Consider the following 11,841-nt stretch of genomic DNA (forward strand, 5'->3'; position numbering starts at 1 on the left):
AACCCCCTGGGTCCGCCCCGGCGTGCGCGGTGCCGCTGGGGGCTCCGCCCCAGACCCCCGGTTCGTGGCCCCCGGGACCGCGTTCGCACCCAGTACCGCTGGGGGCTTTGCCTCAGCCCCCGGTTCGTGGCCCCCGGGGCCGCGTTCGCACCCAGTACCGCTGGGGGCGCCGCCCCCAGGCCCCCGCTCCTCAGACGCCGGAGGGGCTGAAGTGTCCGGGGCGCGCCCCGCGGGGCGAAGTGCCCGGCCCACGCCCCGAAAGCCGAAGTCCCCGGACGCACCCGAAACCCCCAGTGCTCCGGGCCCTCGACCCGAAAGCCGAAGTCCCCGGGCGCGCCCGAAGCCCCAAGTGCCCTCGCCCCCGCCCCCTCCCTCGCGTCGTCGTATCTCACCAGGACTGAGTAGAAACCCATGTTCAAAACCGCCCTGCGCAACGTGCTCGCGCACAAGGCCCGGCTGTTGATGACGGTGCTCGCCGTCATGCTCGGCGTCGCCTTCGTGTCCGGCACGCTCATCTTCACCGACACCCTCGGCAACGCCTTCCGCCACCAGTCGGCCAAGAACTACGACAAGGTGGCCGTCGCCGTCACCACGTACGCGAGCGCCGACGACACCGACCGCCGGGCCGGGATCAGCGAGCAGACCCTCCAGAAGATGGCGAAGCTGGACGGCGTCGCCTCCGTCACGGGCCGTCTCGACGGCTTCGCCGGGGTGGCCGGCACCGACGGCAAGCTGATCGGGCAGGGCTGGGCCAACAAGGGCGGCAACTTCGCCCCCGGCAAGGACGGCAAGGACCCCTCGTACACCTTCGCCCAGGGCTCCGGCCCGGCAAGGGACGACCAGATCGCGCTCGACAAGGACACTGCCGCCAAGGGCGAGTACACCGTCGGCGACAACGTGCGGGTCGCCACCAACGGCCCCGTCAAGTCCTACAAGCTCACCGGCATCTTCACCACCGAGGACGGCGCGGTGAACGCGGGCGGCAGCCTGGTGCTGTTCGACACCCCCGTCGCCCAGCAGCTCTACCTCAAGCCGGGTTACTTCCAGAACGCGAACGTGACGGCCGTCCCCGGCGCCGACGCCCAGAAGATCCTCACCGGCATCGAGCCCCTGCTCCCCAAGGACGCCGAGGCCAAGACCGGCAAGGCGCTCGCCGACGAGGAGGCCAAGAACATCGAGACGGGGCTGAGCGGCCTCAACCAGATGCTGCTCGGCTTCGCCGGCATCGCGCTCTTCGTCGGGATCTTCCTGATCTCCAACACCTTCACCATGCTGGTCGCCCAGCGCACCCGTGAGCTGGCCCTGATGCGTGCCGTCGGCGCCTCGCGCGGCCAGGTACGCCGCTCGGTGCTGACCGAGGCGCTGGTGGTCGGTGTGATCGCCTCCGCCATCGGCTTCGGCCTCGGTCTCGCCCTGGCGGCCGGGCTGCGGTCCGTGATGAGTGCCTCCGGCGCCAAGCTGCCGGCCGGCCCGATGATCGTGTCCGCGACCCCGGTCGTCGCCGCGCTCGCCGTCGGTGTGTTCGTCACGCTGCTCGCCGCCCTGCTGCCCGCCTGGCGCGCGGCCAAGATCCCGCCGGTCGCGGCGATGAACAGCGTGCACGGCGTGGCCACCACCAAGTCCCTGGTCGTACGCAACTCCATCGGCGGAGTGATCGCGCTCGGCGGCGCGGCCGCCATCGTGGCGGGCGCCGCCGCCGGCAAGGACGGCAAGTACCTCATCGGTCTCGGCGCCTTCCTCGCCCTGGTCGGCGTCATCATCCTGATCCCGCTGCTCTCCCGGCCGGTCATCGCGCTGGTGCGCCCCGCCATCGCCAAGGTGTTCGGCGTCTCCGGCAAGCTCGCGAGCCAGAACGCGGTGCGCAACCCGCGCCGCACCGGCGCCACCGCGTCGGCGCTCGCCATCGGTCTCACCCTGGTCACCGGCCTCTCGGTGCTGGGTGTGACGATCGGCGCCGCCATCGACAAGGTGACCACGGACAACATCAAGGCCGACTACATGGTCCAGATGGCGTCCGGCCGCTCGGGGCTCGACAACGACGTGGTCTCCGCGCTGCGCAAGGCGCCCGGCGTCACAGCGGTCTCCCCCAAGCAGTCCTCGTTCCTGAAGATCGACGACACCGGGCAGTCGGTGGCCGGCGTCACGCCCGGCGACATCGAGAAGGTCCTCGCCGTCGAGCCGGTGTCCGGTTCGCTCGCCACCCTGGGCCAGAACCAGATAGCCGTCGACGACACGACCGCCGCCAAGCACGGCTGGAAGGCCGGCTCGCGGGTCGCCGTCGAGTTCGAGGACAAGAAGAAGACCGAGCTGACCATCGGCGCGACGTACAAGGAGAACGAGTTCCTGGACTCCGTCCTCGCCCCGACCGCGCTGCTCGACCCGCACGCCACCAAGCCCTTCATCCCGCAGGTCTTCGTCAAGGTGGACGGCGGCGCCACGAGCGCCCATGAGAAGGCCCTGGTCAACGCGCTCGGCGACAACCCGGCGATCAGCATCATGGACCAGCAGGACATCCGCAACGAGTTCGGCGGCATGATCAACACGCTGCTCAACATCATGTACGGGCTGCTCGCGATGGCCCTGCTCATCGCGGTCCTCGGTGTCGTCAACACCCTGGCGATGTCGGTGTTCGAGCGCCAGCAGGAGATCGGGATGCTGCGGGCGATCGGCCTGGACCGCCGCCGGGTCAAGACCATGATCCGCCTGGAGGCCGTGGTCATCTCGCTGTTCGGCGCGGTGATCGGCGTCGGCCTCGGCTCGTTCCTTGCCTGGGCCATCGGCCAGACCATCAAGGGCTCGATCCCCGGCTACGCGCTGGTCATGCCGTGGGACCGGATCGCGCTGTTCCTGCTCCTCGCCGCCCTGGTGGGCGTGCTGGCCGCGATGTGGCCGGCCCGCAGCGCGGCGAAGCTGAACATGCTGACCGCGATCAAGACCGAGTAGGAGCCAACCGGCTGTCTGCACAAGGCCGTTGAAGGGCCCCGGAGGAATGACCTCCGGGGCCCTTCGGCGCCCGGGGACCTGGCCGGTTCCGGCTCGCCGCCCCGCGCCCGGCCTCAGTTCCAGGTACGCGCCCGCAGCGGCATCCCCGACGCCCCGCCCACCGGCGTCTTCACCGCGAGGATCTGGTTGACCCCGATCCGGTTGCGCTCGAAGGAGATCGCGGAGGCCGCCATGTAGAGCCGCCAGATCCGGGCCCGCTCGGGGCTGGTGTACCGCGTCGCGCGCGCCCAGTCGGACTCCAGGTTCGCCACCCACTGACGCAGCGTCAGCGCGTAGTGCTCCCGGATGGGTTCGACGTCGCGCGCCTCGAACCCGGCCTCCTCCAGCGCGGCCAGGGTGCGCCCGAGCGGGGCGAGCTCACCGTCGGGGAAGACGTACGCGTCGATGAACTCATCGACGTGGTACGCCGATTCGTCCCGCTCGGGGCGCCGGGCGATCTGGTGGTTCAGGAGCCGGCCGCCGTCCCTGAGCAGCCCGTGGAGGATGGCGGCGTACTGCGCGTACCGCACCGAGCCGACGTGCTCGGCCATGCCGATCGAGGAGATCGCGTCGAACGGGCCGTCCTTGACGTCCCGGTAGTCCTGGACGCGGATCTCTATGCGGTCGGTCAGCCCCTCCTCCGCGATCCGCTTGCGGGCGTAGGCGGCCTGTTCGCGCGAGAGCGTGATGCCGACGACGTGGGCGCCGTACTCGCGGGCGGCGTGGATGGCCATCGAGCCCCAGCCGCAGCCGACATCGAGCAGCCGGTCGCCCTCCTTGAGGGCCAACTTGCGGCAGACCAGGTCGAGTTTGTCGCGCTGGGCCTCGGCCAGCGTCGCGTCGGGGCTCGGCCAGTACGCGCACGAGTAGACCATCGAGGGGCCGAGCACCAGCTCGTAGAAGTCGTTGCCGACGTCGTAGTGGTGGCTGATGGCCTCCTTGTCGCGGTGCTTGGTGTGCAGGCGGCCGGTGCGGCGGCGCATCTCCTCGGCGGGCGGGGCCGGCGGCGGCAGGACGCCGCCCATCTTCAGGAGCGTCCTGGCGGCGGCCCGCAGTCTCGGATCGCGTACCGGGTGGACGCCCGCGCCTGTCTCGTCGTCCCGCTCCCAGATCAGCCCGGCCAGCCGGTCAAGCAGCGCGTACAGATCGCCCTCGACGTCGAGCTCCCCGGCCACCCAGGCGCGGGCCAGGCCGAGTTCGCCCGGCTTCCACAGGAGCCGGCGCAGGGCGCGCCGGTGGCGTACGACGAGAACCGGCGCGTCCGGCGGACCCGCTTCGCTGCCGTCCCAGGCCCGGATCCGTACCGGAAGGGGTTCCCCCAGCAATTCCTCGGCTAGAGCGGTCAGCCGCAGCGCCGCGTCGGCCATCGTGCGCACCTCCGTGCCTCGCAGAAATGTCTCAGCACCCCGCTCAACACTGCCCGGGTGCCAGGCAATCCCGCTACGGCGCCTGGAGGCGCCAGGATGTCTGTATACACCATCTTTCTGGCCGGAAACCGGCCCCGGGGCGCGCGGGCGCCGCGCGCATCCGTACCCGCCCCGCCGCCCGGATACGCCGAAGGGGCCGCCCGCACCACGGATGGCGGACGACCCCTTCGGGAGAGAAGCGGACGGTGCTAGGAAGCCTTGGCCTTCGCCCCGGCCTCGGCGGGCTTGGCCTCAGCGGGCTTGGCCTCGGCGGCGGGAGCCGGGGCGGGCTTGGCCGCCTCGTAGAACTCCTCGCGCGGGGTCTCCATCGCGCCGAGGGAGACGACCTCGCGCTTGAGGAACATGCCGAGGGTCCAGTCGGCCAGGACGCGGATCTTGCGGTTGAACGTCGGCACGGCCATGCCGTGGTAGCCACGGTGCATATACCAGGCGAGACGGCCCTTGAGCTTGATCTTCATCTTGCCCATGACGATCATCGCGACGCCCTTGTGGAGGCCGAGACCGGCCACCGCGCCCTTGTTGGCGTGGGCGTACTCCTTCTGCGGGAAGCCCCGCATGCCGGAGACCACGTTGTCGCCGAGGACCTTGGCCTGGCGCAGCGCGTGCTGGGCGTTCGGCGGGCACCAGGCGTTCTCGACGCCGGCCTTGCGGGCGGCGAGGTCGGGAACCTGGGCGTTGTCGCCGGCGGCCCAGATGTAGTCGGTGCCGGTGACCTGGAGGGTCGGCTGGGCGTCCACGTGACCGCGCGGGCCGAGCGGGAGACCGAAGCGGGAGAGCGCCGGGTTGGGCTTGACGCCGGCGGTCCACACGATCGTGTTGGAGTCGACCTCCAGGCCGTTCTTCAGCACGACGTGGCCGTCCACGCAGGAGTCCATGGAGGTCGAGAGGTAGATCTCCACCCCGCGGCCCTCAAGGTGCTCCTTGCCCCAGCGGCCCAGCTCCGGGCCGACCTCGGGAAGGATCTTGTCGGCGGCGTCGACCAGGATGAAGCGCATGTCCTCGCGCTTGACGTTGGTGTAGTACTTGGCCGCGTCGCGGGCCATGTCCTCCACCTCGCCGATGGTCTCCGCGCCGGCGAAGCCGCCGCCCACGAAGACGAAGGTCAGCGCCTTGCGGCGGACGTCCTCGTCCATGGTGGAGTCGGCCTTGTCCAGCTGCTCCAGGACGTGGTTGCGCAGGCCGATGGCCTCCTCCACGCCCTTCATGCCGATGCCCTGCTCGGCCAGGCCGGGGATCGGGAAGGTGCGCGAGACCGCACCCATCGCGATGACCAGGTAGTCGAAGGGCAGCTCATAGGCCTCGCCGACGAGCGGCGCGACCGTGGCGACCTTGCGGTCCTGGTCGATGCTGGTGACCCGGCCGGTGAGCACCTCGGCTCCGCGCACGACGCGTCGCAGCGGGACGACGACGTGGCGCGGCGAGATGCTGCCTGCGGCGGCTTCGGGGAGGAAGGGCTGGTACGTCATGTACGAGCGCGGGTCGACGACCGTGACGGTCGCTTCCGCGTAGCGCATCTTCTTGAGAATGCGCCGCGCTGCGTACAAGCCTACGTACCCGCCACCTACTACGAGGATCCTGGGACGCTCCGTGGTGCTCATGCCATCGAGTATCCACCTGACGGAGTACCCCCGCTCGTGCGCCCCTTCACAAGGTTCGCAGGGGGCTCTGCTACACTGCGCGGCCCACGTGAGCGAGGTCATGGTGGCACGGGGGAACCATGACGGCGAGGGGAACGTTGTTCACCCCTCCTGAACTGGCCTCCCCCGCCCGGCGCGCGGTGGACCACCGTCGTGGGAAACGCAGGCGCGACGCGCGAAGGACCGTACGGAATGCCCCCGCGAAGGGCCCTTGGACCTCGGAAAGCGGCCCTGGAACCAGAAACCTCGACTCGCGGACGGCTTTCTCTTGTGAAGAACTTCACGAACTTTCTTCGGCGACCCGTCGCAAGTGCCGCCCCGCGGCCGCGATCAGGCGACGGACCAGGCGATTCCGTCCGGCATTTGCCCCAAAGTCACGCTCGCGCACGAAGGGCTGAAAGGGGGCGCCGACGGCTCCCGCGTGTACACGGTAAGGCGTACACTGCATGCATGACTGAGAGCGGTGTGACCGTACGCGAAGCCCGTGCGCATCTCGCGGACCACATCAATCGCGCCGAGCAGGGCACGCCCACAGTGATCACCCGCAACGGGGTGCCGGTGGCAGCCGTGGTGCCGATCGCCGACTTCGACGCGCTGGAAGAAGCCGCCGATGTCCTGCTGGCACGTGAGGCAGAAGCTGTCCTGGCCGAGGGCGGCCCGACCGTGACGATGGCCGAACTGCTGGCGGACCTGTTCACCGAGCGTAGCGAAGGCGCGGCGTGAAGTACGCCTTCCGGTTTACCGCCGCAGCGCAACGGCAGCTGCGGGCCATCGACCGCCCTGCGGCGATGCGCATCCTGGCCGCACTGACCTCACTCGGCGACGATCCGTACCGCGAGGCCGCCGACGTCAAGAAGCTCACCGGCCCGTCGGGCCTCTACCGACTCAGGGTCGGCAACTACCGGGTCGCCTACCAAGTCCTGGATGGCGAACTCGTCATCCTCGTCGTCAAGGTCGGGGACCGCCGCGACGTCTACCGCAACATCTGAAAAGCGAACACGACAGCGGCGTTGCGGTGAGCTCACCGCAACGCCGCTGTCGTGCGTTTCACCGGGTCAGGATTGCCGCTTCTCCGTCTCGGCCTCTGCTGCGGTGGCGAACGCGATTCCGTCCAGAATGTCGTGTTCGCTGACCACCACTTCGCGGGCCCCGGTGCGCTCCATGATGGCGAGCAGGACCAGTGCTCCGGCGGCGATCACGTCCACGCGGCCGGGGTGCAGGACGGGGATGCGGGTGCGTTCCTCGTGGGTGGAGGCGAGCAGGCGCGCGGTGACGGCGGCGACGTCCTCGTAAGGGATGCGTGAATGGTGGATGGCGGCCGAGTCGTACGCGGTGAGGCCGAGCGCGATCGCGGCGACGGTGGTCACCGAGCCCGCGAGGCCGACCAGGGTGCGCCCGCCGGTCAGCGGCACGCTCTGTTCGGCCAGGTCCAGGGCCGCCTCGATGTCGGCGCGGATCGCGGCGATCTGCTCGGGGGTGGCGGGATCGCCCGGGTGGTGACGTTCCGTCATGCGTACGCAGCCGATGTCCACCGAGCGGGCGGCCTCGACGGCGGTGGAGCCGACCACGAACTCGGTGGAGCCGCCGCCGATGTCGACGACCAAGTACTCCCCGGCGCCGTCCAGTTCCTTGGTGGCGCCCGTGAAGGAGAACGCGGCCTCCTGGTCGCCGGAGATCACCTCGGGCTCCACGCCCAGGATGTCGAGGACCCCGCGCACGAAGTCGTCGCGGTTCTCCGCGTCGCGCGAGGCGGAGGTCGCCACGAAACGGACGCGCTCGGCGCCCAGTTCCTTGATGACCTCGGCGTACTCGCGGCACGCCGCGAACGTACGCTCAAGGGCCTCGGGGGCCAGGCGCCCGGTGCGGTCCACGCCCTGGCCGAGCCGCACGATCGTCATGCGCCGGTCCAGGTCGGTGATCTCGCCGGTGGCTGGGTCCGCGTCCGCGACGAGCAGGCGGATCGAGTTCGTACCGCAGTCGATCGCGGCGACCCGGGTCACTTCTCGTCCCCCTCGCCGCACGGCGTCACGCACGGGCCCTTGGCCCACCACTGGGGCAGCAGCGCGATCGCCTCGTCGCCCAGCGGGTTCACACCGGGTCCGGCGGCCAGCGAGTGGCCCACCAGGACGTGCAGGCACTTGACCCGGTCCGGCATGCCGCCCGCGCTCGGGAAGCCCTCAAGGACCTCGATGGCGTCGCGGCGCGCGATGTAGTCCTCGTGCGCGGCCCGGTAGGCCGCCGCGAGCTCGGGGTCGCTCGCCAGACGCTCCGTCATCTCCTTCATGACGCCGTTGGCCTCAAGGGTGCCGATCGCGGAGGCCGCTCGCGGGCAGGTGAGGTAGTACGTCGTCGGGAACGGCGTGCCGTCCTCCAGGCGCGGGGCCGTCTCGACGACGTCCGGGTTGCCGCAGGGGCAGCGGTGCGCGATCGCGCGCAGACCGCGCGGCGGGCGGCCCAACTGCTCCTTGAAGGCGGCGATGTCCGCGTCGGTGGGCTCGGTGCGGTCGGTCTGGGGCGGGGGCGTTTCCATGCCTGGGTCTGTCTCTATCGCTAGCGGTGGTCAGTTGGCGGAACGGTCGGCCTTGTCGACGCCGTCCCAGAGGTTGGAGTGCCAGGCGCGGCCGGTGGCGCCCTTGTTCTCGCGGTGCTTGTCCGCCGCGCCCGGGTCGATCACGACGAAGGCGCTCTCGCCCGGGAACTGCATGTGCAGATGCTCGCGGGCCAGGCGCTCGATGTACGCGTCGTCCTGGAGCCGCGCCTTCTCGTCGCGCAGCCGCTCGACCGACTGGCGCGCGTCGGCGGCCTTGCGCTGCTGGTCGGAGATGTCGGCGCGCTGCGAGACGTACTGGCGCATCGGATAGGCGAGCGCCACGATCAGCGAGCACAGCACGAGGGCGAGCAGCGCCGCGCGGCCGGTGAGGCGGGAGCGGCGGGCCTGGCGCTTGTTCTGCGAGCGGTAGACGCGGGCCGCGGTCTGCTCGCCGAGCACCTTGAGCCGGGCCGCGGTGGAGAACCGGTCGCGGTCCTTGACCTTGGCGTCGTTGCCCATCGCTCTCCCGCCTCCCCGCCGCACACATACGTCCCCGGACACGGTACGGGACCGTGGCCGGGGACGCGGGGACGACTGGCTGGGGCTCAGCCGCCTTGGCCGCTCGGCTCGGCGAGCGGCCGGTGCTCAGTCCTTGAAGCGGGGGAAGGCGCTGCGGCCGGCGTAGACGGCGGCGTCGTCCAGGATCTCCTCGATGCGCAGGAGCTGGTTGTACTTGGCGACGCGGTCCGAGCGGGCCGGTGCGCCGGTCTTGATCTGACCGCAGTTCACCGCGACGGCGAGGTCGGCGATGGTGACGTCCTCGGTCTCGCCGGAGCGGTGGGACATCATGCACTTGAAGCCGTTGCGCTGGGCCATCTCGACGGCGTCCAGGGTCTCGGTCAGCGAACCGATCTGGTTGACCTTGACGAGCAGGGCGTTGGCGGAGCCCTCCTCGATGCCGCGGGCCAGACGCTCGGGGTTGGTCACGAACAGGTCGTCACCGACGATCTGGACCTTGGAGCCCAGGCGCGAGGTGATGGTGTTCCAGCCGGCCCAGTCGTCCTCGAACAGCGGGTCCTCGATGGAGACCAGCGGGTACGCGGAGACGAGCTCCTCGTAGTACTCGGTCATCTCGGCGGCCGAGCGGGACTTGCCCTCGAACTCGTACTTGCCGTCCTTGTAGAACTCCGAGGCGGCGACGTCGAGCGCGAGCGCGATGTCCTTGCCCGGGGCGTAACCGGCTTCCTTGATGGCCTCAAGGATGAGGTCGAGGGCGGCGCGGTTGGACTCCAGGTTCGGCGCGAAGCCGCCCTCGTCGCCGAGGCCGGTGGAGAGGCCCTTGCGCTTCAGGACGCCCTTGAGCGTGTGGTAGACCTCGGCACCCCAGCGAAGGGCCTCGGAGAAGGACTCCGCGCCGATCGGGGCGATCATGAACTCCTGGATGTCGACGTTGGAGTCGGCGTGCGACCCACCGTTGAGGATGTTCATCATCGGGACGGGCAGCAGGTGCGCGTTCGGGCCGCCGAGGTAGCGGAAGAGCGGCAGGTCGCTGGCCTCGGAGGCGGCGTGCGCGACGGCGAGCGAGACGCCGAGGATGGCGTTGGCGCCGAGCGAGCCCTTGTTGTCCGTGGCGTCCAGGTCGAACATGGCCTGGTCGATCAGGCGCTGCTCGGTGGCGTCGTAGCCGACGAGCTCCGGGCCGATCTGCTCGATGACGGCGAGGACGGCCTTCTCGACACCCTTGCCGCCGTAGCGGTTGGGGTCGCCGTCGCGAAGCTCGATGGCCTCGAAGGCACCGGTGGAGGCGCCGGACGGGACGGCAGCACGGCCGGTGCTGCCGTCGTCGAGGCCGACCTCGACCTCGACCGTGGGGTTGCCTCGGGAGTCCAGGATTTCCCGGGCTACGACGACGTCGATGGACGGCACGAGCATCTCCTTCTGGGATGTGACGCTAGATGTGACGCAGGCGGTGCAAGGGACCCGCGGGGTCGCTTCGCCTTGCGACAAGAGCCTAACCGGCTCCGGGGGTCCAGCCGGCCGAGTGCCCGCGTCCTGGGACGAAAAAGGGCCCAATGACCCTGATTCCCGGGCAAAGGCCCACAACACTACTGTCTGGTAACAGCGAAAGCCCCGGCCCGGCGCGTACGGGGGAACGCGCGCCGGGGCGGGGCTGCCTTGGGGGCGGGCCGACCTTGGGGGGCCGACCTTGGGGGCGGGCCGGCTCAGCCGAGGTGGAGCTTCTGGCCCGGGAAGATCAGGTTCGCGTCCTTGACGATGTCCTTGTTCAGGTCGAACAGCTTCTGCCAGCCACCCTGGGTGTGGTTGGCGGTCGCGATGTTGCCGAGCGTGTCGCCGGACTTGACGGTGTACTCGCCGTCGCCCTGCTTGACCGGCTCGGTGCGCTGCTCGCTGCGGCTGGCCTTCGGCGCCGCCTCGGTGCGCTGCTCGGTCCGCTGCGGCTTCTGCCGCGTCTCCTGCTGCGTCTTCTGCTGGGGCTGGACGCGCTGCTTCGGCTTCGAGGGCTTGGCCGACTTCGAAGAGGAAGAGGACGAACCGGAGGTGTCCACATCGGCCTTGGCGCCGCCGGAGCTCAGGTTGCCGGCGCCGGCGCAGGACCAGGCACCCGGGCCCTGGATGGCGAGCAGCTTCTCGGCGGCGGCTATCTGCTGGCCCTTGGTGGCCAGGTCGGCGCGCGAGGCGTACTTGGTGCCGCCGGCGGCGGCCCAGGAGGACTGCGAGAACTGGAGGCCACCGTAGTAGCCATTGCCGGTGTTGATGGACCAGTTGCCGCCGGACTCGCACTGGGCGACGGCGTCCCAGGTCTGCACGGAGGCGGCGGAGGCGTTGCCTGCCGCCATCAGCGGAGCGGCGACCGCGGCACCGGCGACGCCGGCCAGCGTGACGACACGGACGGCCTTGGACGGGCGGCGGTGCTTGCCCTTGCCGGAAAGCAGCATGAGTTCTCCTCACCGACGCCTGCGAGGTGAGCTGTCGGGTTCGGGCGTGAGCTGCCCGGCCGGACGTCGTGCGTCCGTCTTCACCCCAAGCCGGTCGGCAGTCCGTGTGAACTGCCGGGGCCGGCGCCTACCTTGGGTCCCCCGCTCCTGCCTACGGCGCATAAGCGTCGACTGTTCCCATCGGCCGACGGCAGGATTCGGCGTTCTCGGTCGAAGGGGCTCGCGGTGACGAGCGAGTCCGACGAAAACACACGCCCCGCCAATGTTCAAAGAGGCACATCGGGGTTAAAACCCCCTTACTTGCGGCC

General features: G+C 70.3%; 10 protein-coding genes and 1 riboswitch. Of the genes, 3 read left to right on the top strand and 7 right to left on the bottom strand.

The genetic code is table 11. The features are described from left to right. The first annotated feature begins 411 nt into the window (after nucleotides 1–411). Complete coding sequence (locus ACFYM2_RS32590; RefSeq protein ID WP_388841163.1) at nucleotides 412–2,943, top strand: ABC transporter permease; 2,532 nt, start codon at nucleotides 412–414, stop codon at nucleotides 2,941–2,943. A gap of 113 nt (nucleotides 2,944–3,056) precedes the next feature. Here ACFYM2_RS32590 and ACFYM2_RS32595 read toward each other — a convergent pair whose 3' ends face one another. Together ACFYM2_RS32595 and ACFYM2_RS32600 are read right to left on the bottom strand one after the other, a co-directional pair. Continuing rightward, nucleotides 3,057–4,349: a class I SAM-dependent methyltransferase gene (locus ACFYM2_RS32595; protein ID WP_388841166.1), complete on the bottom strand. Its 1,293-nt coding sequence runs from the start codon at nucleotides 4,347–4,349 to the stop codon at nucleotides 3,057–3,059. A gap of 248 nt (nucleotides 4,350–4,597) precedes the next feature. Continuing rightward, nucleotides 4,598–6,007: an NAD(P)/FAD-dependent oxidoreductase gene (locus tag ACFYM2_RS32600; RefSeq protein WP_359007301.1), complete on the bottom strand. Its 1,410-nt coding sequence runs from the start codon at nucleotides 6,005–6,007 to the stop codon at nucleotides 4,598–4,600. A 489-nt stretch (nucleotides 6,008–6,496) separates the two neighbouring features. Here ACFYM2_RS32600 and ACFYM2_RS32605 point away from each other — a divergent pair, with 489 nt between their 5' ends. Continuing rightward, nucleotides 6,497–6,769 (top strand): type II toxin-antitoxin system Phd/YefM family antitoxin, encoded by a 273-nt coding sequence (locus ACFYM2_RS32605; RefSeq protein ID WP_359007304.1) that lies wholly within the window; start codon nucleotides 6,497–6,499, stop codon nucleotides 6,767–6,769. Continuing rightward, nucleotides 6,766–7,035, top strand: a complete 270-nt coding sequence (locus tag ACFYM2_RS32610; RefSeq protein ID WP_328312428.1) for a type II toxin-antitoxin system RelE/ParE family toxin — start codon at nucleotides 6,766–6,768, stop codon at nucleotides 7,033–7,035. The genes ACFYM2_RS32605 and ACFYM2_RS32610 overlap by 4 nt, the downstream gene beginning before the upstream one ends. Before the next feature lie 66 nt (nucleotides 7,036–7,101). Here ACFYM2_RS32610 and ACFYM2_RS32615 read toward each other — a convergent pair whose 3' ends face one another. From ACFYM2_RS32615 to ACFYM2_RS32635, 5 genes are all read right to left on the bottom strand, one after another. Further along, a complete protein-coding gene (locus ACFYM2_RS32615; RefSeq protein ID WP_388841171.1) occupies nucleotides 7,102–8,046 on the bottom strand; it encodes an exopolyphosphatase in 945 nt (314 codons plus the stop codon). Then, complete coding sequence (locus ACFYM2_RS32620; protein WP_359007310.1) at nucleotides 8,043–8,576, bottom strand: DUF501 domain-containing protein; 534 nt, start codon at nucleotides 8,574–8,576, stop codon at nucleotides 8,043–8,045. The genes ACFYM2_RS32615 and ACFYM2_RS32620 overlap by 4 nt, the downstream gene beginning before the upstream one ends. A 30-nt stretch (nucleotides 8,577–8,606) precedes the next feature. Continuing rightward, nucleotides 8,607–9,095 (bottom strand): septum formation initiator family protein, encoded by a 489-nt coding sequence (locus ACFYM2_RS32625; RefSeq protein WP_359007313.1) that lies wholly within the window; start codon nucleotides 9,093–9,095, stop codon nucleotides 8,607–8,609. 126 nt (nucleotides 9,096–9,221) lie between these two features. Continuing rightward, entirely contained in the window at nucleotides 9,222–10,508 is a 1,287-nt protein-coding gene (eno, locus tag ACFYM2_RS32630; RefSeq protein ID WP_350230791.1) for a phosphopyruvate hydratase, read from the bottom strand. A 290-nt stretch (nucleotides 10,509–10,798) separates the two neighbouring features. Beyond that, nucleotides 10,799–11,533 carry a transglycosylase family protein gene (locus ACFYM2_RS32635; protein ID WP_388841174.1) on the bottom strand — a complete coding sequence of 245 codons (735 nt, stop codon included), beginning with the start codon at nucleotides 11,531–11,533 and terminating at the stop codon, nucleotides 10,799–10,801. Nucleotide 11,534: 1 nt separating this feature from the next. Then, nucleotides 11,535–11,702: riboswitch (cyclic di-AMP (ydaO/yuaA leader) on the bottom strand. Nucleotides 11,703–11,841: the final 139 nt, after the last annotated feature.

The organism is Streptomyces sp. NPDC006711, assembly GCF_042869775.1.
GTDB lineage: Bacteria > Actinomycetota > Actinomycetes > Streptomycetales > Streptomycetaceae > Streptomyces.